At 71.3% G+C, this 24,125-nt stretch carries 17 protein-coding genes and 1 tRNA gene; 7 read left to right on the top strand and 11 right to left on the bottom strand.

What is annotated here, in order from left to right; translation table 11 throughout:
- Positions 1-30: 30 nt before the first annotated feature.
- The 3 genes from ACF07N_RS28620 to ACF07N_RS28630 all read left to right on the top strand — a co-directional run bounded on the left by ACF07N_RS28620 (position 31) and on the right by ACF07N_RS28630 (position 3,960).
- Positions 31-873 (top strand): NAD(P)H-binding protein, encoded by an 843-nt coding sequence (locus ACF07N_RS28620; RefSeq protein WP_392118266.1) that lies wholly within the window; start codon positions 31-33, stop codon positions 871-873.
- Between the two features lie 271 nt (positions 874-1,144).
- Positions 1,145-2,542, top strand: coding sequence for a pyridoxal phosphate-dependent decarboxylase family protein (locus ACF07N_RS28625; RefSeq protein ID WP_392118269.1), 1,398 nt, complete (start codon positions 1,145-1,147; stop codon positions 2,540-2,542).
- Positions 2,542-3,960 (top strand): lysine N(6)-hydroxylase/L-ornithine N(5)-oxygenase family protein, encoded by a 1,419-nt coding sequence (locus ACF07N_RS28630; RefSeq protein ID WP_392118271.1) that lies wholly within the window; start codon positions 2,542-2,544, stop codon positions 3,958-3,960. The genes ACF07N_RS28625 and ACF07N_RS28630 overlap by 1 nt, the downstream gene beginning before the upstream one ends.
- Positions 3,961-3,973: 13 nt before the next feature.
- On the opposite strand, the gene ACF07N_RS28635 is transcribed toward ACF07N_RS28630, so the two are convergent.
- A complete protein-coding gene (locus ACF07N_RS28635) occupies positions 3,974-5,782 on the bottom strand; it encodes a bifunctional metallophosphatase/5'-nucleotidase (protein WP_392118274.1) in 1,809 nt (602 codons plus the stop codon).
- A 164-nt stretch (positions 5,783-5,946) separates the two neighbouring features.
- Between ACF07N_RS28635 and ACF07N_RS28640 the strand changes: the two genes are divergently transcribed.
- Positions 5,947-6,666, top strand: coding sequence for an SIMPL domain-containing protein (locus ACF07N_RS28640; protein ID WP_392118277.1), 720 nt, complete (start codon positions 5,947-5,949; stop codon positions 6,664-6,666).
- 169 nt (positions 6,667-6,835) lie between these two features.
- Positions 6,836-8,272 (top strand): pyruvate kinase, encoded by a 1,437-nt coding sequence (pyk, locus tag ACF07N_RS28645; RefSeq protein WP_392118280.1) that lies wholly within the window; start codon positions 6,836-6,838, stop codon positions 8,270-8,272.
- A 10-nt stretch (positions 8,273-8,282) separates the two neighbouring features.
- Here the strand turns inward: pyk and ACF07N_RS28650 are convergent, their stop codons facing one another.
- Together ACF07N_RS28650 and ACF07N_RS28655 are read right to left on the bottom strand one after the other, a co-directional pair.
- On the bottom strand, positions 8,283-9,029 hold the full coding sequence (locus tag ACF07N_RS28650) for a transcriptional regulator (RefSeq protein ID WP_392118283.1): 747 nt from the start codon (positions 9,027-9,029) through the stop codon (positions 8,283-8,285).
- 106 nt (positions 9,030-9,135) lie between these two features.
- Positions 9,136-9,210 (bottom strand) — tRNA-Leu (locus tag ACF07N_RS28655).
- Positions 9,211-9,313: 103 nt separating this feature from the next.
- On the opposite strand from ACF07N_RS28655, the gene ACF07N_RS28660 reads away from it, so the two are divergent.
- Positions 9,314-9,970: an ANTAR domain-containing response regulator gene (locus ACF07N_RS28660; RefSeq protein ID WP_383333311.1), complete on the top strand. Its 657-nt coding sequence runs from the start codon at positions 9,314-9,316 to the stop codon at positions 9,968-9,970.
- Positions 9,971-10,055: 85 nt separating this feature from the next.
- On the opposite strand, the gene ACF07N_RS28665 is transcribed toward ACF07N_RS28660, so the two are convergent.
- From ACF07N_RS28665 to ACF07N_RS28700, 8 genes are all read right to left on the bottom strand, one after another.
- Positions 10,056-10,772 carry an ABC transporter ATP-binding protein gene (locus ACF07N_RS28665; RefSeq protein WP_383333313.1) on the bottom strand — a complete coding sequence of 239 codons (717 nt, stop codon included), beginning with the start codon at positions 10,770-10,772 and terminating at the stop codon, positions 10,056-10,058.
- Positions 10,769-11,650 (bottom strand): ABC transporter ATP-binding protein, encoded by an 882-nt coding sequence (locus tag ACF07N_RS28670; RefSeq protein WP_392118287.1) that lies wholly within the window; start codon positions 11,648-11,650, stop codon positions 10,769-10,771. The genes ACF07N_RS28665 and ACF07N_RS28670 overlap by 4 nt, the downstream gene beginning before the upstream one ends.
- Before the next feature lie 5 nt (positions 11,651-11,655).
- Positions 11,656-13,464: a branched-chain amino acid ABC transporter permease gene (locus tag ACF07N_RS28675; RefSeq protein WP_392118290.1), complete on the bottom strand. Its 1,809-nt coding sequence runs from the start codon at positions 13,462-13,464 to the stop codon at positions 11,656-11,658.
- Between the two features lie 4 nt (positions 13,465-13,468).
- Complete coding sequence (locus ACF07N_RS28680) at positions 13,469-14,398, bottom strand: branched-chain amino acid ABC transporter permease (RefSeq protein WP_383346576.1); 930 nt, start codon at positions 14,396-14,398, stop codon at positions 13,469-13,471.
- Positions 14,399-14,535: 137 nt separating this feature from the next.
- The gene (locus tag ACF07N_RS28685; protein WP_383333321.1) at positions 14,536-15,765 is read right to left on the bottom strand and encodes a branched-chain amino acid ABC transporter substrate-binding protein; all 1,230 of its coding nucleotides are present in this window, start codon (positions 15,763-15,765) and stop codon (positions 14,536-14,538) included.
- A gap of 812 nt (positions 15,766-16,577) precedes the next feature.
- Positions 16,578-17,450: a trypsin-like serine protease gene (locus tag ACF07N_RS28690; protein WP_392118294.1), complete on the bottom strand. Its 873-nt coding sequence runs from the start codon at positions 17,448-17,450 to the stop codon at positions 16,578-16,580.
- Positions 17,451-17,593: 143 nt separating this feature from the next.
- A complete protein-coding gene (locus ACF07N_RS28695) occupies positions 17,594-18,082 on the bottom strand; it encodes a PaaI family thioesterase (RefSeq protein ID WP_392118297.1) in 489 nt (162 codons plus the stop codon).
- Positions 18,083-18,139: 57 nt separating this feature from the next.
- On the bottom strand, positions 18,140-20,419 hold the full coding sequence (locus tag ACF07N_RS28700; protein WP_392118300.1) for an FdhF/YdeP family oxidoreductase: 2,280 nt from the start codon (positions 20,417-20,419) through the stop codon (positions 18,140-18,142).
- A gap of 411 nt (positions 20,420-20,830) precedes the next feature.
- Here ACF07N_RS28700 and polA point away from each other — a divergent pair, with 411 nt between their 5' ends.
- Positions 20,831-23,557: a DNA polymerase I gene (polA, locus tag ACF07N_RS28705; protein WP_392118303.1), complete on the top strand. Its 2,727-nt coding sequence runs from the start codon at positions 20,831-20,833 to the stop codon at positions 23,555-23,557.
- Positions 23,558-24,125: the final 568 nt, after the last annotated feature.

The following is a 24,125-nucleotide window of genomic DNA, read 5'->3' on the forward strand; positions in this document are numbered from 1 at the left end:
GAGACAGCCGATCAAGCCCGAGGAGCCCTTGTGATCGCAGTGACCGGTCCCACCGGTAACGTCGGCCGCGCCCTGGTCGAACGCCTCGTCGCCGCCGGGCGGCCCGTGCGGGCGCTGACCCGCGACCCGCAGCGGGCCCGGCTGCCCGCCGGCGCCGAGGCGGTACGACTCCGGCTCGACGACCCCGCCGCCCTGTTCCGGGGCGTCACCCGGCTGTTCCTGTACGTCCAGGCGGGCGGCGACCGCACCCCCGCCCTGCTCGCGGCGGCCCGTGCGGCGGGAGTGCGCCACGTGGTCCTGCTGTCCTCGTCGATCATCGACTCGGGCGCCGACCCGGCCCACCCGATCCACGTCATGCACGCCACCGCCGAGCGGCACGTCCGCGACAGCGGGCTGACGTGGACGTTCCTGCGGCCCGGCGCCTTCGCCACCAACGCCTTCCAGTGGGCCCCGCAGATCCGGTCCGGCGACACCGTCCGCGGCGTCTACGCCGAGGGGCGGACCGCGCCCGTCCACGAGGACGACATCGCCGCCGTCGCCGAACGCGCCCTCCTCGACGACGGCCACGAGGGCGCAGCCCACCGCCTCACCGGGCCCGCGGCCCTCAGCAACGCCGAGCAGGTCACCGCGATAGGCCGCGCCCTCGGCCGTGACCTGCGCTTCCTGGAGGTGCCCCCCGGCGACGCGAGCCCCGACCTGTTCCCGCACGTCCCGCCCGGCATGCTGCCGGCCCTGCTGGACTCCCTCGCCGCGACGGTCGGCACGCCCCCGGAGGTCACCGACACCGTCCACGCCGTCACGGGCACCCCGGCCCGCCCGTTCACGACCTGGGCCGAGGAACACAAGGCCGACTTCACACGCTCACCCGCCTGACCCCACGGCCGGGATCCCCGGCGCCCCGCAACGGGCGGGGCCGCACGGTCCCGGGCGGGTGCCGGGCCACGCGGCAGGTGCCGCTGCGGGCGGATCACGGCACGGCCTGCACGCGGGCCCCACCCGCCCCGCGGCGGGCGGGGCCCCGCCAGGGATTCCCGGCCCCGAACCCCTCACCCCCACCAAGGATTTCCCCTCGGACGTACCCCCCGCCCCCCTCCGGTCGTTGGTCCTTTCGGGCAGTGCCGCCCCGCGCCCCGGAGGTCAGCCCATGAGCACCCCGCCCCTCGCCTCGGGCCCCGAAGGCCCGCAAGCCCTCAGGCCGTTGCTCGGCACCGTGCTCGACGCCCTGGCCGCCGGTGCCCGGGCCCGCGGCGGGCCGCTGCCGGCCGGCGGGCCGGACGCCGTCGCCGCGCGGCTCCGGCTGGCCGTGGGGGAGATCCTCCCCGAGCACGGCGACCCGCACGCCGTCCACACCCTGGTCCGGGCCCTCGCCGAAGGCGCCGCCGACCCCGCCCACCCCCTGTGCGCGGCCCACCTGCACTGCCCGCCCCTGGCCGTCGCGGCGGCCGCCGACCTGGCCGCCTCCGCCCTCAACCCCTCCCTCGACTCCTGGGACCAGGCCCCGGCCGCCTCCGCACTGGAGACCATCGTGACGCGCCTGGCGGCCCGCGAGGTCCACGGCAGCGGCCCGGCCGCGGACCCCGACGCCCTCGTCACCACCGGCGGAACCGAGTCCAACCAGCTCGCCCTCCTGCTCGCCCGCGAGGCACTCGGCCCCACCGTCCGGCTGGTCACCGGCGCCAACGCCCACCACTCGCTGCCCCGCGCCGCGTGGCTGCTCGGACTGCCCGAGCCCGTCGTGGTCCCCGCCCCGTCCGGCACGCTCGACCCCGACGCGCTCGCCGGCACCCTCACCCGCCTGACCGGGCCCGTGCTCGTCGCCGCCACCGCCGGCACCACGGACGCCGGACTCATCGACCCGCTGCCCGACATCGCCGCCCACTGCGCGGCCCACGGCGCCCGGCTGCACATCGACGCCGCCTACGGCGGAGGCCTCCTCTTCAGCGGCCGGCACCGCAGCCGGCTGACCGGACTCGACGCCGCCGACACCGTCACCCTCGACCTGCACAAACTCGGCTGGCAACCGGCCGCCGCCGGGCTCCTCACCGTCCGCGACGCCCACGACCTCACCGCCCTGCGGCACCGCGCCGACTACCTCAACGCCCCCGACGACACCGAGGCCGGCCTGCCGGACCTGCTCGGCCGCTCCCTGCGCACCACCCGCCGCCCCGACGTCCTCAAACTCGCCGTCACCCTCAAGACCCTCGGCCGAACCGGCCTCGGCGCACTCGTCGACCAGGTCTGCGCCCGCGCCCACGAACTCGCCGCGCTGGTCCACGAGCACCCCGGCCTCGAACTGCACGCCCCGCCCGTCATCAGCACCGTCCTGTTCCGGCCCGCGGGCGCCCCCGACACCACCGTCGCCGCCGTACGCCGCGCGCTGCTCACCGAGGGCCGCGCCGTCCTCGGCCGGGCCCGCCTCGACGGCCGGCTGTGGCTCAAGGCCACCCTCCTCAACCCCGCCACCGGGCCCGACGACCTCGCCACCCTGCTGCACCTCGTGGCAGCGAGCCGAGCGACACTCGTGGAAGGACACACCCCCTGATGAACCCCGCGCACCCTCCCCGGCAGGAGCCCGACGCCCCCCGCGACCTGGTCGGCATCGGCATCGGCCCCGCCAACCTCTCCCTCGCCGCGCTCGCCCAGCCGCTCGGCGACCTCGACACCGTCTTCTACGAGCAGCGCCCCGCCTTCGCCTGGCACCCCGGCCTGCTCATCGAAGGCGCCACCCTCCAGGTCCCGTTCCTCGCCGACCTGGTCACCCTCGTCGACCCCACCAGCCCCTGGTCCTTCCTCAACCACCTCAGGTCCCGCGAGCGGCTCTTCCCCTTCTACTTCTCCGAGCGCTTCCACATCCAGCGCGCCGAGTACGACGCCTACTGCCGCTGGGTCTGCGACAGCCTCCCGGGCCTGCACTTCTCCCACCAGGTCGACGCCGTCCGCTGGAATCCCGAACGCGACCTGTTCGAGGTCGACTACACCCAGCTCGACAGCGACGGCGAGGCCGAGGCCCTCGGCCGGACGTACACCCGCAACGTCGTCCTCGGCGTCGGCACCGAACCCCACGTTCCCGACCCGCTCAAACCCCTCGTCGAAGCACCCGGCGTACCCGTCGTGCACGCCGCCGACTACCTCGACCACCGCGCCGCCCTGCTCGCCGCCGAGCACGTCACCGTCGTCGGCATCGGCCAGTCCGGCGCCGAGATCTTCCTCGACCTGCTCCGCAACCGGCCCGCCGGGCGCGAGAAGCTGCACTGGCTCGGCCGTACCGAGGCCTTCGCGCCCATGGAGTACTCCAAGCTCGGCCTGGAACACTTCACCCCCGACCACACCCGCTACTTCCACGCCCTGCCCGAGCCGGCCCGCGACCGGCTCGTCGCCGGGCAGTGGCAGCTCCACCAGGGCATCGACGCCGGAACCATCGCCGCCATCCACGACGAGCTCTACCGCCGCACCCTCCACGGCGGCTGGCCCGACGCCGTCCTCACCCCCGGCGTCCGCCTGCGCACCGCCGGCCGCGTCGCCACCACCAAGGTGGAACTGCACCTGGAGCACGGCCGGCAGGACAGCCGCTCCCGCCTCACCACCGACGCCGTCGTCCTCGCCACCGGCTACCGCGAACGCCCCATCGACCGCGTCCTCGCCGGCCTCGACCCCTACCTGCGCCGCGACAGCCGGGAACGGCCACGCGTCGACGAGGAGCACCGGCTCGTCCTCGACCCGTCCGTCTCCGGCTCGGTCTACGTCCAGAACGCCGAGACCCACACCCACGGCGTCGGCGCCCCCGACCTCGGCCTGTTCGCCTGGCGTGGCGCGGTCATCCTCAACTCCCTGACCGGCAGGGAGACCTACGGACTCCCGCGCCGCACCGCCTTCACCACCTTCGGCCTCACCCGGCGGCAGCAGGTCCCGGCGCCCCGCGAGGCACCGACCCTGATCCCGCTGGCCGACGACCGGAGGTGACCGGCCACGCGGCTCAGAAGACGGGCGTGCCGTTCCGGGTGAGCCTCCAGTCCACCGCGGCGAACCCGGCCGGGTCGATCGATCCCTTCGCCTTCACCCAGGCGATCATGGTGTTGCGGATCTCGTCCGAGTTCGACCACAGCAGCGGGGCGGCGGCCACGTGCGGGAAGTTCCCGCCGCCGTTGGCCCGGTAGTTGTTCACCGCGAACACGAACCGCGCGTCGTCCGCGAGCGGCTGCCCCCCGAACCGCACGTTCGTCACCCGCGACCCGGCCGGCTCGGCGATGTCGATCTCGTACGACAGACCGCTCACCACGTCGTAGTTGTAGTCCGGCGTGCCGCCCGCGTTGGTCAGCTTCGCCGGGTCCACCGGATCGCCCGGCGCGGTCTGCGTGAAGTAGTTCGCCGAGAACTCCAGGTACGCCTTCATCTGCGCGCCCGTCATCAGCCGCGCCTCCAGCGTGTTCTCGAAGACGTACAGACCCGCCACGTCCCGGATCGTCACCTCGCCCGCCGGGATCCGGGCACTGCGCGAGAAGCACGCCGCCTGCGACAGCACCGGCAGCGCCGCGTACTCCGTGCCCGCCAGTGCCTGCTTCACCGTGTCCGCCTGGATGTGGTTGATCAGGTCGATGATCGGCACGTCCTTGTACGGCGCCTCGGCCGACGTCATCTCCGCCGCGTTCGTGCCGATGACCTGGTTGACGTACGCCACGACCTTCTCGTGCTCGTCGGACAGCAGCCGCACGATCTTCGGGTCCTCCTCCACGGTGTTGGAGTTCAGGACCTGCGCGCCCACCTTCTCGACCTTCCAGCAGCCCTTCTCCCACACCAGCTCGAAGTCGAACAGCGTCAGCCGCTGCCCCCACTTCAGCGGCTCGGACAGCACGACCTGCTTGCCGGTCTTCTTGTTCGTCACGAAGTACTCGGGGATCTCCGTGTGCGCGTGCCCGACCAGGATCGCGTCGATGCCCGGCACCTGCTCGGCCACCAGACCGGCCGCGTTCTCGACGTACGGCAGCTGGTCACCGTAGGACGATGTCCCCGACGAGCCGCTGTGCGCCGAGACGATGACGACGTCCGCGCCCATCGAGCGCAGCTTCGGCACCCACTTCGCCGCCTGCTCCTCCAGCCCCGGGAACGTCATCTTCCCCTGCACGTTCGCCTTGTCCCAGATCGCGATGCCCGGGTTGGTCAGCCCCAGCACCGCCACCTTCACGTCCCGCCCGAACGGCGTGCGCAGCCGGTGCATGCTGTACGGCGCGAACGCCGGGCGCAGCGTCTTCGCGTCCAGCGCGTTGGCGCCCAGCAGCGGAAAGCGGCACTGCTCCTCGAACTTGCGCAGCACCGGGATGCCGTAGTTGAACTCGTGGTTGCCGAGCGCCGCCGCGTCGTAGTCCATCGCGTTCATCGCCTGCGCCATCGGGTGCACCGGCCCGCCCTCGGCGGTGATCGGGTCCACCTTGGCGTAGTAGTACGACAGCTGCGTGCCCTGGATGGTGTCGCCCGCGTCGATGAGCAGCGTGTTGCGGCGGCCCTTCTCCGCGCGGACCTGGTTCACCAGGGTGGAGACCTTCGCCAGGCCGATGTCGTTGTGGGCCTTGTCGTCGAACTCGGCGTCCGTGAAGTAGTCCCAGTTGAAGACGTTGCCGTGCAGGTCCGTCGTCCCCATCACGGTGAACGCGTACCGCTTCACGCGCCCCCGCGCGCCCTCCCCGGCCTCGGCCGCCTCGGCGCCCGGCGCCGCGACCGCACCGGCCAGCGCCACCCCCGCCCCGGTCACGGCGGACTTCTCCAGGAACTTCCGGCGGTTCAACGGCATGTCGGGCTCTCCTCGCGGAATCTGTGAACGACGCGCGTAGATAACGCGCGTAGATTCTGACCCGGCCATGACCGGCCGCAACAGTCCCACCAGGTTGCGATCTGATGACTCGGAACCGCCCACTCCACGACGCCCGCCCACCACACCGTGACAGAGTGGGGCGTATGACTTCGCCCGCGGCAGACACCCCCCAGCCCGCCGTCCCCTACGGCACGCCCGACGCCCCGCGCATCGCCGTGCGCGGCGAGGCTCGCCTCGAAGTCGACCCCGAGATCGCCCGCATCGGCATCACCGTCGCCGCCCGCGGCCGCGACCGCCGCTCCGCCCTCGACGACCTCACCCGCCGCAACGCCACCGTCCTCGACCTGGTCAAGTCCTACGGCGACGCCGTCGAACGCCTGGAGACCGGCGCCTTCTCCATCACCCCCGAACTCACCAAGCACGGCCGCGGCGAACGCGTGCGCACCTACCACGGCAGCGTCCACGTCACCGCCGAACTCACCGACTTCACCGCCCTCGGCGAACTCACCACCCGCCTCGCCGACCTCGACCTCACCCGCGTCGACGGCCCCTGGTGGGCCCTGCGCCCCGACTCGCCCGCCCACCGCGAGGCCCGCAGGAAGGCCGTCACCGAAGCCGTCCAGCGCGCCCGCGAATACGCCGAGGCCCTCGGCACCACCCTCGCCGCCCTGGTCGAACTCGCCGACATCGGCGCCGAGAACAGCCCGCCCGCCTATCCCCAGGCCCCCGGCCGCATGCGCTCCGCCGCCTTCGCCGGGGCCGCCGAGGACGCCTCCGCGGCCCCCCTTGACCTCGAACCCCAGCGCCAGCACGTCCACGCGCAGATCAACGCCCGCTTCACGATGGTGCCGCCGCGGCTGTGAATCCTGCGGAGAAACGAATTCCGAATACGCGAGCGAATTTCTGGGGGAGTGCTCATCGGAGCACACCGCCGCACAATTCAACACTTGTCAATAACGCTTCACGTGAAGTCTGTTGAGTGGTCACGCCCGGCCAATTCTCTACCGGTGGGTAACTCATAGGCTCGGACCCATGCGCCGAGCGAAGATCGTCTGTACCCTTGGGCCCGCCACCGATTCGTACGACCAGATCAAAAGCCTGGTCGACGCCGGAATGGACGTGGCCCGATTCAACCTCAGCCACGGCGGACACGCCGAACACGAGGAGCGCTACCACCGCGTGCGCAAGGCCGCCGACGAGACCGGCCGCAGCGTCGGCCTCCTCGCCGACCTTCAAGGCCCGAAGATCCGGCTCGGCCGCTTCACCGAAGGCCCCGTACTCCTCGAACGCGGCGACACCTTCACCATCACCGTCGAAGACGGCGCCGAAGGCGACGCCCACGGCTGCGGCACCACCTACGCCGGCCTCGCCGCCGACGTCACCCCCGGCGAACGCATCCTCGTCGACGACGGCAAGGTCTGCCTCGAAGTCACCGGGGTCGACGGCCCCCGCGTCCACACCACCGTCGTCGAGGGCGGCGTCATCTCCGACCACAAAGGCCTGAACCTGCCCGGCGTGGCCGTCTCCGTCCCCGCCCTGTCCAAGAAGGACGAGGACGACCTGCGCTGGGCCCTGCGCACCGGCTTCGACGTCATCGCCCTCTCCTTCGTCCGCAGCGGCCGCGACATCCAGGACGTCCACCGCATCATGGACGAGGAGGGCCGCCGCCTCCCCGTCATCGCCAAGGTCGAAAAGCCCCAGGCCGTCGAGAACATCGACGACATCGTCGCCGCCTTCGACGGCATCATGGTCGCCCGCGGCGACCTCGGCGTCGAAATGCCCCTGGAGCAGGTCCCGATCGTCCAGAAGCGCGCGATCAAGCTGGCCCGGCGCAACGCCAAGCCGGTCATCGTCGCCACCCAGATGCTCGACTCCATGATCGACAACGCCCGCCCGACCCGCGCCGAGGCCTCCGACGTCGCCAACGCCGTCATCGACGGCACGGACGCCGTGATGCTCTCCGGCGAGACCAGCGTCGGCAAGCACCCCGTCGAAACGGTCCGCACCATGGCACGCATCGTCGAAGCCGCGGAGGAGGACCTCCTGGCCAAGGGCCTGCCGCCGCTGACCGAACACGACAAGCCCCGCACCCAGGGCGGCGCGGTCGCCCGGGCGGCCGCCGAGATGGGCGACTTCCTCGGCGCCAAGTTCCTGGTCGCCTTCACCCAGTCGGGCGACACCGCCCGCCGCCTGTCCCGCTACCGCTCCCCGATCCCCCTGCTCGCCTTCACCCCCGACCAGGCGACCCGCTCCCAGCTCAGCCTCACCTGGGGCGCCGAGACCTTCCTCGGCCCGCAGGTCGGCTCCACGGACGCGATGGTCGACCAGGTCGACGAACTGCTCCTGCGCCACGGCCGCTGCCGCCCGGGCGACATGGTCGTCATCACGGCCGGCTCCCCGCCCGGCGTCTCGGGCTCCACGAACATGGTCCGCGTCCACCACATCGCCGAGACCGACACCCCGCGCTAGGACACCGCCTTCAGTACTTGGGCCCGACGTGGGCGTCCATGAGGGCTACGGAGGCTTTGCGGGCGATGGAGATGTTGCGTGTGTTCGCCCTCTTCCACGCGACGCCCACCTGATCGAGCGCTGTGGTGAAGAGGCTGATGATGTCGGGCGACAGGTTGGTGAAGAAGTACCGGGGATATTCGTAGCGCTTGGGCTCGCCGGCGACCGTCCGGGTCGTCCAGTTGGTGATCCGGCAGCCGTCGGAGTGGACGAGTCCCCGGATGAACTCCCAGGGGTGGGCGCCGACGATGGCCTGCTGCCAGGGTTCGAGGACGATGGGGCGGTCGTGCTTCTTGCCCGGCCCGTGCTGGGGGAAGAAGTGCGGCCAGTGTCTGCTGTAGCCGACCACTGAGACGTATCCCCGTGCCTGAACGCGGTAGGCCCGCCCGGTCGGGCTGATGGCGCGCATGGCGGTCTCGCAGGCGTCGATCAGACCCGGCCACGCATCGGCGCACGCGATCCTCAGGTAGTAGCCGGTGCCGCGAGGGTGGCCGCTGATGCAGCCGTCACCGAGATACAGGCCCAGCAGGTAGGCGTACGCGCGCTCGTCGGCAGGGAGTCCGGCGCCAGGCGGGGGAGTCCGGGGCAGCGGCTCCAGGCGGTCCTGCCAGGAGCGGATCGCGGCCCGCGAGATGCCCGTCTCACGGCTCACCGAGTTCAGGCTGCGGCCCTGTGCCACCAGCGCGAGTGCTCGCTTGCGTGTGCTGACGTCGTACATGAGGCCACTGTGGAAGTGCTCTCCTGGCGACACGCAGCGAAAAGCGGATGTTCACGAGAACGTGGACATCCGCTTCGAAGGGGTGACCTTGGAAACCAAGGAAAAGTGCCCCGGGTCGGACTCGAACCGACACTGTATGGGTTTTGAATCCATTGCCTGCTGCCAATTGGGCTACCGGGGCCCCGTGAATCCAAGGTTGACCTGGACCCAGTGCCCGACCACCATACCGCAGCTAGGTACGCTCTTGGGAGCAGTACCGGCCTGCCCCGTACCAAGGAGCCCACGTGAGCGCCCCCGAGTCGCCCCAGCCTGTTGACGTGCCTGATGAGGACAAGTCGCACGTGCCTCCGATGACGACCAGGGTCGTCATCGCCGAGGACGAGGCCCTGATCCGGCTCGACCTCAAAGAGATGCTGGAGGAGGAGGGGTACACCGTCGTCGGTGAGGCCGGTGACGGTGAGCAGGCCGTGGAGCTGGCCCGTGAGCACCGCCCCGACCTGGTGATCCTGGACGTGAAGATGCCGAAGCTCGACGGCATCTCCGCGGCCGAGAAGATCGCCGAGGAGAGCATCGCGCCGGTGCTGATGCTGACCGCGTTCTCGCAGCGCGACCTGGTGGAGCGGGCCCGGGACGCCGGCGCCATGGCGTACCTGGTGAAGCCGTTCAGCAAGACCGATGTCGTTCCGGCCATCGAGATGGCCGTCTCGCGGTTCACGGAGCTGAAGGAGCTGGAGAAGGAGGTCGCGGACCTCACGCTCCGGCTGGAGACGCGCAAGCTGGTGGACCGGGCGAAGTCGATTCTGCAGACGGAGTACGGGCTGACCGAGCCGGCCGCGTTCCGGTGGATCCAGAAGACGTCGATGGACCGCCGTATGTCGATGCAGCAGGTCGCGGAGGCGGTCATCCAGGACGCCGAGGAGAAGAAGGCCGCCAAGGGCTGATACCCCGTGTGAAAGAGGCTTGCTTCCCTCCGGCCGGAGGGAAGCAAGCCTCTTTCGTATACGGCGGGCGTATACGGCGGGACGGTCAGTCCTCGCCCAGGTACGCCTTGCGCACCGACTCGTCGTGCAGCAGGTCCTGCCCCGTGCCGGACAGGACGATGTTGCCGACCTCCATGACGTGCCCCTGGTCGGCCAGGGACAGCGCGGCCTGGGCGTTCTGCTCGACCAGGAGGATGGTCGTGCCCTGGGACTTCAGCTCCGAGATGGTCGCCATGATCTTCTGCATCATGATCGGGGAGAGGCCCATGGAGGGCTCGTCGAGCATGAGCAGTTTGGGCTGGGACATCAGGGCGCGGCCCATGGCGAGCATCTGCTGCTCGCCGCCGGAGAGGGTTCCGGCGGCCTGGTTGCGGCGTTCGCCGAGGATGGGGAAGAGGTCGTACGCCTTCTGGATGTCCTTCTCGATGCCTTCCTTGTCCTTGCGGAGGAAGGCGCCGAGCTGGAGGTTCTCGAAGATCGTCAGGCGCGGGAAGATGTGCCGGCCCTCGGGGGAGTGGGCCAGGCCGAGGGAGACGATCTTGTGGGCGGGGACCCCGTTGAGGGGCTTGCCGTCGAAGAGGATCTTCCCGGAGACCGGCTTGAGCAGGCCGGACAGGGTGCGCAGTGTGGTCGTCTTGCCGGCGCCGTTGGTGCCGATGAGGGTGACGACCTGGCCGGCGTCGACGCTGAAGGAGATGCCCTTGACGGCTTCGATCTTGCCGTAGGCGACCCGGAGGTCCTCGACCTCGAGGAGTGCGGTCACTTGGCTTCTCCCTTGGTGGTGCTGGTGCTGCTGGTGCTGCTGGTGGTGCTGGGCGCGTCCGCTGCGGCTTCGGCGGCCTCGACCTCGGCGGCTTCGGCCTGCCCGGGGTCGCCTTCGAAGGGTTCTCCGAGGTAGGCGGCGACGACGCGCTCGTCGGCCTGGACGACCTCGGCGGTTCCCTCGACGAGCTTCTCGCCCTGGACGAGGACGGCGACGCGGTCGGAGAGGTTGAAGACGAAGCGCATGTCGTGCTCGATGAGCAGGACGGCGATGCCCTTGTCGCGGATGGCGAAGACGAGTTCCTCGGTGGCCCGGGTCTCCTGCGGGTTCATGCCGGCGGTGGGCTCGTCGAGGAGGAGCAGGCCGGGCTCGGAGGCCATGGCGCGGGCGATCTCCAGCTTGCGCTGCTCGCCGTAGGGGAGGTTGCGGGCGAGGTGGTCGCGCTTGTGGGCGAGGCCGATGAACTCCAGGAGTTCCATGGCGCGTTCCTCGCTGGCGCGTTCGGCCTTCTTGAAGCCGGGGCCGCGCAGGAGGGCCGACCAGAGGCCTTCCTTGGTCCGCGTGTGGCGGCCGACGAGGACGTTCTCGAGGACCGTCATGTTGGCGAACAGGCGGATGTTCTGGAAGGTGCGGGCGATGCCGGCCTGGGTGACCAGGTGGGGCTTGGGCGGGAGCACGGTGCCCTTGTAGGAGACGGTGCCCTCGGTGGGGACGTACAGGCCGGTGAGGCAGTTGAAGAAGGTGGTCTTGCCGGCGCCGTTGGGGCCGATGAGGCCGACGATCTCGCCGGCGTTGACCGTGAAGTCGACGGAGCGGACGGCGGTGAGGCCGCCGAAGCGCATCGTGACGTCGCGGGCTTCGAGTACAGGTGTCGTCATGATGGTTACGCCCCCGCCTTGGTGACGGCCGGTTCGTCGGTCAGCGTGGTCTGTTTCGGTACGTCGAGTTGGCCGGTCTCGTGGAATTCGAGCTGGCGCCGGCGGTTGGCGATGATGCCTTCGGGGCGGAAGCGCATCAGGAGGATGAGCGCGATGCCGAAGGCGAGGAGCGACTTCTCCTGGAGGAAGACGAGCTTCTCGGGGAGCAGGTAGAGCAGGGCCGCGCCGAGGAGCGGTCCGGCGACGGTGCCCATGCCGCCGAGGACGACCGCGGCCAGGAGGAACGCGGAGTTGGGCGGGGTGGAGCCGGCGAACTGGTACGGCGTGGGGACCACGCTGTAGGTGACGTGGGCGCTGACGGTGCCGGCGAGGCCGGCGAGGGCGGCGCCGAGGGCGAAGGCGATCAGCTTGACGCGGAAGCCGTTGATGCCCATGGCGGTGGCGGCGGTCTCGTCCTCGCGGATGGCGATCCAGGAGCGGCCGATGCGGGAGTCGGCGGCGCGGGTGTAGACGAGGACCACGATGGCCATGATCAGGACCATCAGCAGGTAGTAGTTGGCGAACCGGCCGAGGGTGAACCCGCCGATGTCGTGGGCCTCCCCGAAGTTGAAGCCGAAGAGGTTCAGGTCGGGGATGGAGGGGATGCCGTTGGGGCCGTTGGTGACGTCGGGTCCGGACTGGCCGTCCATGTTGTTGACGGCGATGCGGAAGATCTCACCGAAGCCGAGGGTGACGATGGCGAGGTAGTCGCCGCGCAGCCGCAGGGTCGGGGCGCCGATGAGGACGCCGAAGACGAGGGAGGCGGCGGCGCCGGCCAGGGCGGAGGCCCAGAACGGCAGGTGGACGCCGGAGATGGTGGAGAACTCGGAGCCGGAGACGAGGGCGGCGGTGTAGGCGCCTACGCCGAGGAAGGCGACGTATCCGAGGTCGAGGAGTCCGGCGAGGCCGACGACGATGTTCAGGCCGAGGGCCACGGTCCCGAAGATCAGGATGTTGACGCCGATGTTGGCGTAGTGGTCGTCGGTCTGGGTGAAGGGGAAGGCGATGGCCGCGGCGAAGCCCATGGCGAGGGTGAAGCTGCGGTTGGCGGCGACGAGCGCGGAGAAGCGGTCGAGGAGGCCGGCGGTGTGCAGGGCCCAGAGGGCGAAGGTGACGACGAAGAGGTAGCCGACGAAGAGTTCGCCGTACTCGGTGTCGATGCCGTAGGTGAAGACGCCGAGGCCGATGATCGTCACTACGGTGATGACGGCCCGCTGGACCCAGGGCGCGGTGGCCGCGGGGGCGGGGATGCGCTCGGATTTGGCGACGTAGGCCTTGAGGGCTGCCTTGGTGCCGTCGCCGGTGCGCTCCTGCGGGAGGGCGAAGGCGCCGATGACCGGCAGGAGGGAGGCGACGGCCGCGATCCAGCCGCCGGGTTCGAGGTTGACGACGCCGCCGAGTTCGGTGCTGATGGCGATGACGGTGAACCAGGTGACGGCGAAGCCGCCGACCGCGTTGAGCACGAGCGGGGCGTTGTTGCGGGCGGGCAGGAGCCAGCCGAGGCCGCGGATGCCGTAGGCGGCGAGCGCGTACAGCGCGGTGAGGAGGCCGGCGGTGAAGGTGAGCCACTGCAGGCCGCCGGGGTAGCCGGTGATGGTGAGGTCGCCGGGGAACTCGGAGGTCCAGGTCCAGGCGAGGAAGGCGGAGGCCGCGGTGGCGATGCCGCCGCCGAGCAGCAGCGCGCGGGCGGCCGGGAGGGGCAGCGGTATGAGGCCGGTGGGTGCGGGCGGCGCGGGGGTGGCGTCCGGGGCGGGGGTCTTGGTCGTCTCGGTCATGTGATCACGCCCTGTCCGCGACGCGCTCGCCGAGCAGGCCCTGTGGCCTGAAGAGGAGCACGAGGATGAGGAGGCAGAAGGCCCACACGTTGGCCCAGCTCTGGCCGCCGAGCTGCTGCATGCCGGGGATCTCGTCGATGTAGGCGGAGGCGAGGGTCTCGGCGATGCCCAGGACGATGCCGCCGAGCATGGCGCCGTAGATGTTGCCGATGCCGCCGAGGACGGCCGCGGTGAAGGCCTTGAGGCCCATCAGGAAGCCCATGCGGTAGTCGACGTTGCCGTACTTGAGTCCGTAGGCGACGGCGGCGACAGCGGCGAAGAAGCCGCCGATGGCGAAGGCGATGACGATGATGCGGTTGGTGTCGATGCCCATGAGCTGCGCGGTGTCGGGGTCCTGCGCGGTGGCCTGCATGGCGCGGCCGGTGCGGCTGCGGCGCACGAAGTAGGCGAGGGCGGCCATGCAGATCACGGCGGCGAGGATGAGGAAGATGTCGGCGTCCTTGATGGTGACGGAGCCGATCTCGTGGGTGGCGTCGAGGCCGGGGAAGGCGCGGGCGCGGTCGGCGCCGGGGTAGAAGTTGCGCACGACTTCCTGGAGGGCCAGGGAGAGGCCGATGGCCGTGATGAGCGGTGCCAGGCGTGGTGCTCCGCGCAGGGGCCGGTAGGCGAACCGTTCCGCCCCGACGGCGATGAGGATGGCCACGAGGGCGCCGCCGAGGAGCATGAGCGGTACGGCGAGAGCCATCGAGGTGCCGTCGGGAAGGATGTAGAAGTAGACCGTGAGGGCGCCGAAGGCCCCGGTCATGAAGATCTCGCCGTGCGCGAAGTTGATGAGCTGGACGATGCCGTACACCATCGTGTAGCCGATGGCGATCAGCCCGTACATCGAGCCGAGAAGCAGCCCGTTGGCCAGCTGCTGCGGCAGGGTGTTCACCGCATGGCCTCCATGTCGCTGGTGGTCGTGTGCACTGGATGCGTGCGTGGTCGCGTGCTGTGTGGGGGTGTGAGAACGGGCCGCGCGGTCGGGGTCGTCCTCCGCGCGGCCCGTGGTGTGGCTACTGGGGGGCCGGACTACTGGAGGTCGGCGGTGCCGGTCTCCACAGCCTTCCAGGCACCCTTCTCGACCTGGTAGACCGTCAGCTGCTTGTTGGTGGTGTCGCCGTACTCGTCGAAGGAGACCTTGCCGGTGAGGCCTTCGAAGTCGGACTTCTGGACACCGTCGACGACCTTGGAGCGCAGGTCGTTGATGTCGCTGGGCACCTTGCCGCCGTTGGCGTCGGCGGCGGCCTTGACGGCCTTGATGATGGCGGTGGCGGCGTCGTAGGCGTAGGCACCGTAGGCGCCGTAGTCGCCCTTGTACCCCTTGTCCTTGTACGTCTGGATGAACTGCTTGGCCGCGGGCAGGGTGTCGGCGGGGACACCGATGGCGGTGACGAGGTCGCCCTCGGAGGACTTGCCGGCCGCCTCGATGTAGGTGGAGGCGAACATGCCGTCGCCGCCGAACAGCGGGATCTTGACGCCGGCGTCCTTGAGCTGCTTGGTGATCAGCGCGGACTCGTCGTACTGGCCGCCGTAGTAGAGCAGGTCGGCGCCGGAGTTCTTGATCTTGGTGACGAGGGAGCCGAAGTCCTTGTCGCCGGTGTTGACGTGGTCGGTCGCGACGACCTTGCCGCCGAGCTTCTTGAACTGCTCGTTGAAGATCTTGGCCAGACCGGCGCCGTAGGTCTGCTTGTCGTCGACGACGAAGGCCTTCTTCTTCTTGAGGCCGTTGTACGCGTAGCCGGCGGCGAAGCTGCCCTGCAGTTCGTCGGTGGTGGCGGTGCGGAAGTAGGTCTTGAACGGGCGCTTCTTGTCCGACTGCCAGTTCTTGCCCTGGGTCAGCTCGGGGGCGGTGTTCGCCGGGGAGATCTGGACCATGTTGGCCGAGGCGAAGACCTGCTGCATCGTCTGGGCGACGCCGGAGTTCAGCGGGCCGACGGCGCCGACGACGGTCTTGTCGCCGACCAGGTTGGTCGCGTTGGACTGGCCGGTCGCGGGCTGCGCCTTGTCGTCCAGGGCCTTGAGCTTGAACTTCACGCCCGGGACCCAGTTGTTCTTGTTGGCGTCGTCGACGGCTATCTGGGCGCCGTACTGGATGCCGAGGCCGGTGGTGGAGTTCTCACCGGAGAGGGGGGCGTCGACGCCGATCGTCAGCGTCGTGCTGCTCCCGCTGTCTCCGCCCTTGTCACCGCTGTCGTCTCGGGAACCGCAGGCGGTGAGAGTCAGAGCTCCGGTCGTGAGAACGGAGGTAAGAATCACCAAGGAACGCTGTCGCACAATCAGTCCTTTCACAGGCAGGCCCCGCCCTGGTCGGGGGGTGAGTGCCGCGCTGGTACCGAACTCCCGATGTGGAGCGGTGACTGGCCGTGACTCTAAGCCCGGGGTAAGGGCAGGGTCAGTGGTGCGGGCTCGCTTGTGACTTTCTTGTTATGACGGGGTGGATGCCTGGTCTCGGCGACGGACCCTCTCGGCGGGTTTGGTGGATTTCCTCCGAAGTCCGCATTCTGAGAACGCGCACTTCCGGTTGGCCGCGGCTGAGATCATGTGCCGCCCTGCCGGCGAGCGGCTCACACAAGATCGGAATCGTTCCGGGGCTCGGCGCGGCCGGGAGCGAAACTGTGGTGTTGTATTGCGCGCGCGTTACGGAGCGTTACGTAGAGGAATGGAGGGCCCGAGTCAAGGGGCTCATTCCGGAGCGTCGAATACGCCTTTTTGTACCCGTGGCCGTGGGGCTGCCGCTGATCGCCGGGGTGCCGCGGCGGGGTGGGCTCGTCCCGTGCGGCGCGCCGAGGGGCGGTGTGCGCAGGGATGTTGAGGAGGGGGCCGGAGGGCCGTGCCCGCAACGTCCCTGCCAGGCGGTCGAGTTGCGGCAGGGGCGCGGACGGAAGCGCCGGGGACGGGGACGCCCCGCCGCCTCCGGGTCGGGACCGGAGGCGGCGGGGCGGTCTGTGGGGGACGGACGTGCGGTGGGTGCGGACCGGCCTGTCTCGCCGGCCGGGTGGGTCCGGACCGGCCGTCCGTGCCGGCTGGTCCGGCGGCCGCCCGTGCCGGGCCGGGCGGCCGCCGGTGCGGGGCTACGGCAGCCGCGTGAAGGGCGCCAGGAACGCGCGGGCGCCGGGCGTGTCCAGGCGGTACGTCACATTGGTGGCGTAGCAGGGGCTGTCGCCGGTGATGGTGGTGGCGGCGAGGATGCGCTTGCCCGCGATGGTCGCGAAGTTGGGGCCGCCCGAATCGCCGTAGCAGGCACCGCCGTTGCCCTGCGGCGCGGTCATCCCGAGGCGGGCCCAGGAGTCGTTGAGGGCGTTGAAGGTGACGGGCGCCTTCATGCGGACGCCGCCGCCGGGGTGGGTCTGGCCGCCGGGAGCGTTGAGGGCCTCCTGGGTGCCGTACCCGGCGACGACCCAGTCGGCCGCCTCCAGGCCCTGCGGGCCCAGCTTGCCGAGCTGGTTCGCGGTGGGCAGGGTGGCCGGGGTGAAGCTCCAGCGGGCCCCGACCGCGGCGGCGGACAGCTCGACCACCGAGATGTCGTGGGTGTCGGAGGCCGGGCCCGGGTAGTCCGGGTGCGAGTGGGCGGTGCCCGGGACGGCGACGGAGGCGGCCTGCGCGGCGGAGTCACCGGGGTACTTCTTCGCCGCCGCGTCCAGCCCGGCCTGCACGTCCTGGTCGAGGGACACGTAGAAGCGCACGTTGTCGGGCCAGTCGGTGGTGCAGTGCGCGGCGGTCAGGAAGGTGTCCCGGTCGATCATGGTGCCGGAGCACACCCAGTCGACCCGGTCGGGGGTCGCCGGGTCGCCGTCGTCGTCCCACGTGGCCACGAGCGCGCCCACCTCGGTGCGTTCGGGGGCGGGCGTGGCGTTGTAGGAGTTGATGGCGGAGGACGGCAGCGCGGTGGCGAGCACGGCGGCACTGGCCGCGGCGATGACGGCGATGGCACGTACGGAGGTCAAGAGAAACCCTTCTGGGGGTGGGGCGGGCCTTCTCCTGTGGGGGTGGAGCGTCAGTGAAGCGCCCGGCGGCGGCCGGGGCAAGAGCCCGGCCGCCCCTCCAGGGTTTTCCCTACGTCGGCAGGCGCGCGTTCTCCCCGCGCCGGTCAGCTCGTGGAGCGGACGGGTTCCTCGTCGCCCGGCCGCACGTCGCGCAGCAGGCAGGTCAGCCGGGCCGTGCACACCCGCTTGTCGTCCTCGTCCGTGATCACGATCTCGTAGGTGGCGGTCGTGCGGCCCCGGTGCACGGGCGTGGCCACGCCGGTGACCAGGCCGGAGCGGGCCCCGCGGTGGTGCGTGCAGTTCAGGTCGACGCCCACGGCGATCTTGGAGCTGCCGCCGTGCAGCATCGAGCCGACCGAGCCGAGCGTCTCGGCCAGCACCGCCGAGGCCCCGCCGTGCAGCAGTCCGTAGGGCTGGGTGTTGCCCTCCACCGGCATCGTCCCGACGACCCGCTCCGCCGAGGCCTCGACGATCTGGACGCCCATGCGCGTGCCGAGGTGGCCCGCGGAGAACAGGGCCGGGAGGTCCACGCCGAGCGCGGCGTACTCGTCGATGACCTCTTGCGGGAACTTCACGTGCTGCTGCTCACCCATGGGGCCCGGCTCCGTTCGTGCTGATCGCTGCGGCTTCCTCTGTGCCTGAGCGAACGCTCAGTCGGTCGCCGATTGTTCCAGACGCACCACGACCGACTTGCTGGCCGGGGTGTTACTGGTGTCCGCCGTCGCGTCCAGCGGCACGAGCACGTTGGTCTCCGGGTAGTAGGCGGCGGCACAGCCCCGGGCGGTCGGATAGTGCACGACCCGGAATCCCGGCGCCCTGCGCTCCACACCGTCCCGCCACTCGCTCACCAGGTCCACGTACGATCCGTCCGCCAGCTCCAGGGCCCGGGCGTCCTCCGGGTTGACCAGCACCACCCGGCGGCCGCCCCGGATGCCCCGGTAACGGTCGTCCAGGCCGTAGATCGTGGTGTTGTACTGGTCGTGCGAGCGCAGCGTCTGCAGCAGCAGGCGTCCCTCGGGCAGCTTCGGGTACTCCACGGGCGCGGCCGTGAAGTTGGCCTTGCCGGTGGCCGTCGGGAAGCGGCGCTCGTCGCGCGGGGTGTGGGGGAGCGCGAAACCGCCGGGGTGCTCCACGCGCGCGTTGAAGTCCTCGAAGCCGGGGATCACGCGCGCGATGCGGTCGCGGATCGTCGCGTAGTCCTTCTCGAACTCCTCCCACGGTGTGCGGCTGTCCTCGCCCAGCACGCGGCGGGCCAGCCGGCACACGATGGCCGGCTCCGACAGCAGGTGCGGGCTCGCGGGCTCCAGCCGGCCCCGGGAGGCGTGCACCATGCCCATCGAGTCCTCCACGGTCACGAACTGCTCGCCGCCGCCCTGGAGATCGCGCTCGGTGCGGCCGAGCGTCGGCAGGATCAGGGCGCGCGCGCCGGTGACCGCGTGCGAGCGGTTCAGCTTCGTGGACACGTGCACGGTCAGCCGGGCCCGCCGCACCGCCGCCTCCGTGACCTCCGTGTCGGGCGACGCCGAGACGAAGTTGCCGCCCATCGCGAAGAAGACCTTCGCCTCGCCGTCGCGCAGCGCGCGGATCGCCCGCACCACGTCGTAGCCGTGCTCCCGGGGCGGGGCGAAGCCGAACTCCCGCTCCAGCGCGTCCAGGAATGCGGGGGCCGGACGCTCGAAGATGCCCATCGTGCGGTCGCCCTGCACGTTCGAGTGCCCGCGCACCGGGCACACCCCGGCGCCCGGGCGGCCGATGTTGCCGCGCAGCAGGAGGAAGTTCACGATCTCGCGGATCGTGGGCACCGAGTGCTTGTGCTGGGTGAGGCCCATCGCCCAGCACACGATGGTCCGCTCGGAGGCGAGGACCATGGACAGGGCCTTCTCGATGTCCTCCCGGGTCAGCCCCGTCGCCGTGAGCGTCTCGTCCCAGTCGGCGGCGCGGGCGGCCTCGGCGAACTCCTCGAAGCCGTGCGTGTGCTCCCGCACGAACGCCTCGTCGACCGCGCCCTCGCGCTCCAGGATCAGCTTGTTGAGGAGGCGGAACAGCGCCTGGTCGCCGCCGATCCGGATCTGCAGGAACAGGTCCGTGAGCGCGGCGCCCCGGAGCATGCCCCGCGGGGTCTGCGGGTTCTTGAAACGCTCCAGACCCGCCTCGGGCAGCGGGTTGACGCTGATGATCCGCGCGCCGTTCGCCTTGGCCTTCTCCAGGGCGGACAGCATGCGCGGGTGGTTCGTCCCGGGGTTCTGGCCGGCGACGACGATCAGATCCGCCTGGTACAGGTCCTCCAGCAGGACGCTGCCCTTGCCGATGCCGATCGTTTCCGACAGGGCCGAGCCGGACGACTCGTGGCACATGTTCGAACAGTCGGGCAGGTTGTTCGTGCCGAGCTCGCGGGCGAAGAGCTGGTAGAGGAACGCGGCCTCGTTGCTGGTGCGGCCCGACGTGTAGAAGACCGCCTCGTCCGGCGAGCCGAGCGCGGCGATCTCCTCCGCGATGATGTCGAAGGCGCGCTCCCAGGTGACCGGCTCGTAGTGCGTGCCGCCCTCCGGGAGGTACACGGGGTGGGTGAGGCGGCCCTGCTGGCCGAGCCAGTAGCCGCTGCGGCCGGCCAGGTCGGCGACCGGGTGGGCGGCGAAGAACTCCGGCGTGACCCGGCGCAGCGTCGCCTCCTCCGCCACCGCCTTGGCGCCGTTCTCACAGAACTCGGCCTTGTGCCGGTGCTCCGGTTCCGGCCAGGCGCAGCCGGGGCAGTCGAAGCCGTCCTTCTGGTTCACGTTCAGCAGCGTCAGCGCGGTGCGCCTGACCCCCATCTGCCGCTGGGCGGCACGCAGGGTGTGCCCGATCGCGGGGAGCCCCGCTGCCGCGTGCTGCGGCCCGGCGACCTGCGGCGCGTCCTGGACCGGATCACTCTTGGGCGGCTTCGACGCCATCGCACGCTCCCCTTCGACTGCGCTGTGAGGTACGTCTCCGATCCTCGCACGCGACGGTGACAACGGGTGAGGACGGCCCGGGCGACGGCCCGGACCGCGATCGTGGCTTGGCGGTGGTTGCTGTTGCCCGCCGCCGCGCGCCGTCCTGTGCCGTCCCGCGCAGCTCCGCCGCCGCTCGCCGCGGGCCGGCCCGGAGCCCCGGTTCGCGCACCCCCCCGGCCCGCTGCCCCTGGCCCGCCGCCACCCCGCCCGCTGCCCCCGCTCGGCGAGGCCTCCACGCTGCCCGGCGAGGCCTCCACGCTGCCCGGCGAGGCCGCCACGCCGCTCGGCGAGGCCTCCACGTCGCTCGGCGCGGGGCGGCGCGCACCGGGGCGGAGCCGAGTGTCAGTGGGGCGTGGCAGGATCGGGGGCGTGGCAGAGACAGCATCGAAGACGACCGACAAGACCTCCGGCGGCAGCCGTCCGCGACTGATGCTCATGGACGGGCACTCGCTGGCCTACCGCGCGTTCTTCGCGCTGCCCGCGGAGAACTTCACGACGGCCACGGGCCAGCCGACGAACGCGATCTACGGCTTCGCGTCGATGCTCGCGAACACGCTGCGCGACGAGGCGCCCACGCATTTCGCGGTCGCCTTCGACGTCTCCCGCAAGACCTGGCGCTCCCAGGAGTTCACGGAGTACAAGGCGAACCGCTCCAAGACCCCCGACGAGTTCAAGGGGCAGGTCGAGCTGATCTGCGAGCTGCTCGACGCGATGGGCGCCGCCCGCTTCGCGGTGGACGGCTTCGAGGCGGACGACGTCATCGCCACGCTCGCCACCCAGGCCGAGGCCGAGGGCTTCGAGGTGCTGATCGTCACCGGCGACCGGGACTCGTTCCAGCTGGTCAGCGAACACACCACGGTGCTGTACCCGACCAAGGGCGTCTCCGAGCTGACCCGCTTCACCCCGGAGAAGGTGTTCGAGAAGTACGGGTTGACGCCCGCGCAGTACCCCGACTTCGCGGCCCTGCGCGGCGACCCCTCCGACAACCTCCCCGGCATCCCGGGCGTCGGCGAGAAGACGGCCGCGAAGTGGATCAACCAGTTCGGCTCCTTCGCCGAGCTGGTCGAGCGCGTCGACGAGGTCAAGGGCAAGGCCGGGCAGAATCTCCGCGACCACCTGGAGGCGGTCAAGCTCAACCGCCGCCTCACCGAGCTGGAGCGTCAGGTCGAGCTCCCCAAGGGCGTCACGGACCTGGAGCGTTCCCCGTACGACCGCAAGGCCGTCGCGATGGTCCTGGACACCCTGGAGATCCGCAACCCCTCCCTGCGCGAGCGGCTCTTCGCCGTCGACCCGGGCGCCGAGGAGGCGGAGACCACCCCGATCAGCACGGAGGGCGTGCAGCTCGACGGCACGGTGCTCTCCACCGGCGAGCTGACCGCCTGGCTCACCGAGCACGGCACCGGCCCCCTGGCCGTGGCCACGGTCGACACCTGGGCGCTCGGCACCGGCTCGGTCGCCGAGGTCGCCCTGGCCGCGCCCGGCGGAGCAGCCGCCTGGTTCGACCCCGCGCAGCTCGACGAGGCCGACGAGACCGCCTTCGCCGCCTGGCTCGCCGACGGCGCCCGGCCCAAGGTCTTCCACAACGCCAAGGGCGCCATGCGCGTCTTCGCCGAGCACGGCTGGAGCGTCGAGGGCGTCACCATGGACACGGCCCTGGCCGCGTACCTGGTCAAGCCGGGCCGCCGGTCCTTCGACCTGGACGCGCTGTCCCTGGAGTACCTGCACCGCGAGCTCGCCCCCGCGGCTGCGGCCGACGGCCAGCTCGCCTTCGGCGCGGACGACGCCGCCGAGGCCGAGGCCCTGATGATCCAGGCGCGCACGGTCCTCGATCTGGGCCAGGCCTTCGAGAGCCGCCTGGAGGAGGTCGGCGCCGCCGATCTGCTGCGGGACATGGAGCTGCCGACGTCCGCGCTGCTCGCCCGCATGGAGCGGCACGGCATCGCGGCCGACCGGTCCCACCTGGAGGCCATGGAGCAGATGTTCGCCGGCGCCGTCCAGCAGGCGGTGAAGGAGGCCCACGCGGCGGCCGGGCACGAGTTCAACCTGGGCTCGCCCAAGCAGCTCCAGGAGGTGCTCTTCGGCGAGCTGGCCCTGCCCAAGACCAAGCGCACCAAGACCGGCTACACCACGGACGCCGACGCGCTGGCCTGGCTGGCCGGCCAGACGGACAACGAGCTGCCCGTGATCATGCTCCGCCACCGTGAGCAGGCCAAGCTCCGCGTCACCGTCGAGGGCCTGATCAAGACGATCGCCGCCGACGGCCGCATCCACACCACGTTCAACCAGACCGTCGCCGCCACCGGCCGTCTCTCCTCGACGGACCCGAACCTGCAGAACATCCCGGTCCGTACGGACGAGGGCCGGGCGATCCGCCGCGGCTTCGTCGTGGGCGAGGGCTTCGAGTCCCTCATGACGGCCGACTACAGCCAGATCGAACTGCGCGTGATGGCCCACCTGTCCGAGGACGAGGGCCTGATCGAGGCGTTCACCTCCGGCGAGGACCTGCACACCACGGCCGCCTCCCAGGTCTTCGGGGTCGAGCCGACCGCGGTGGACGCCGAGATGCGCCGCAAGATCAAGGCCATGTCCTACGGCCTGGCCTACGGACTGTCCGCCTTCGGCCTCTCCCAGCAGCTGAACATCGAGGCGGCGGAGGCCCGCGCCCTGATGGACGCCTACTTCGAGCGGTTCGGCGGCGTGCGGGACTATCTGCGCCGGGCGGTCGACGAGGCCCGGGCGACGGGCTACACGGCGACGCTCTTCGGACGCCGCCGCTACCTGCCCGACCTCAACAGCGACAACCGCCAGCGCCGCGAGGCCGCCGAGCGGATGGCCCTCAACGCGCCCATCCAGGGCACGGCGGCCGACATCGTCAAGATCGCCATGCTCAAGGTGGACAGCGCGCTGAAGGAGGCGGGCCTGTCGTCCCGCATGCTCCTGCAGGTCCACGACGAAGTCGTCCTGGAGATCGCCCCCGGCGAGCGTCCGGCCGCGGAGGAACTGGTCCGCCGCGAGATGGCGAACGCCGTTCAGCTGCGCGTCCCGCTCGGAGTCTCGGTGGGCGCGGGCCCGGACTGGGAGTCGGCGGCGCACTAGCGACGGTGCCGTGGCACCGAGGGCCGGCCTCGCGCGGGGCGGGCGGGCCCTCGGTGCCCCGGCATCTCGCGGGGGAGGCCCGCCTCCAGCCCGGCACCCGGCCCGTTCCCCGGCCGTCACCCGCGTGGCCGCCGAGAAGGCGCCCCGCCTTCCCGCCCTGGCAAGGATGCGGGCATGGGTATACGCACACTCATCAGCCGCGCGGCCTCAGGCGTGACTCTCCGCGGGACTCTCCCGCCGGCCCTTCGCGCGAAGGGCCGGCCGGGCCTTCGAGGGGCGGTTTCCCCTGTCCTCCGCGCCGCGCTCCCGCGGATCCCGGGCGCGACACCCCCGCCGGTCCCGGTCGTCGCGGTGGACGTCAGCGTCGTGCGTCTCCCGGCCGGTGCCTCGGCGGCCCCGGGCCGCGGCGCGCCGCGCCTCCGGCGGCACCTGTCCCACGGCCGGACGCCTCTCGTCCTGAACCGAGCGGCGGCGGAGGTCCGGCGGCGTCTGGTGCACGGCCGCGAGCGCATGGCTCAGCGCCACGCGACGCGAACGTCCGGCGGCGCCTGACCGACGTCCGGCGTGA

Origin of the sequence: Streptomyces sp. NPDC015242, assembly GCF_043079125.1 — a bacterium.
Classification (GTDB): domain Bacteria; phylum Actinomycetota; class Actinomycetes; order Streptomycetales; family Streptomycetaceae; genus Streptomyces.

What these genes read in the sequence shown, in the direction of transcription:
- ACF07N_RS28625 (WP_392118269.1), top strand. Translation starts at nt 1,145, where the DNA reads ATGAGCACCCCGCCCCTCGCCTCGGGCCCCGAAGGCCCGCAAGCCCTC.
- ACF07N_RS28630 (WP_392118271.1), top strand. Translation starts at nt 2,542, where the DNA reads ATGAACCCCGCGCACCCTCCCCGGCAGGAGCCCGACGCCCCCCGCGAC.
- ACF07N_RS28635 (WP_392118274.1), bottom strand. Translation starts at nt 5,782, where the DNA reads ATGCCGTTGAACCGCCGGAAGTTCCTGGAGAAGTCCGCCGTGACCGGG.
- ACF07N_RS28640 (WP_392118277.1), top strand. Translation starts at nt 5,947, where the DNA reads ATGACTTCGCCCGCGGCAGACACCCCCCAGCCCGCCGTCCCCTACGGC.
- pyk (WP_392118280.1), top strand. Translation starts at nt 6,836, where the DNA reads ATGCGCCGAGCGAAGATCGTCTGTACCCTTGGGCCCGCCACCGATTCG.
- ACF07N_RS28650 (WP_392118283.1), bottom strand. Translation starts at nt 9,029, where the DNA reads ATGTACGACGTCAGCACACGCAAGCGAGCACTCGCGCTGGTGGCACAG.
- ACF07N_RS28670 (WP_392118287.1), bottom strand. Translation starts at nt 11,650, where the DNA reads ATGACGACACCTGTACTCGAAGCCCGCGACGTCACGATGCGCTTCGGC.
- ACF07N_RS28675 (WP_392118290.1), bottom strand. Translation starts at nt 13,464, where the DNA reads ATGACCGAGACGACCAAGACCCCCGCCCCGGACGCCACCCCCGCGCCG.
- ACF07N_RS28695 (WP_392118297.1), bottom strand. Translation starts at nt 18,082, where the DNA reads ATGGGTGAGCAGCAGCACGTGAAGTTCCCGCAAGAGGTCATCGACGAG.
- ACF07N_RS28700 (WP_392118300.1), bottom strand. Translation starts at nt 20,419, where the DNA reads ATGGCGTCGAAGCCGCCCAAGAGTGATCCGGTCCAGGACGCGCCGCAG.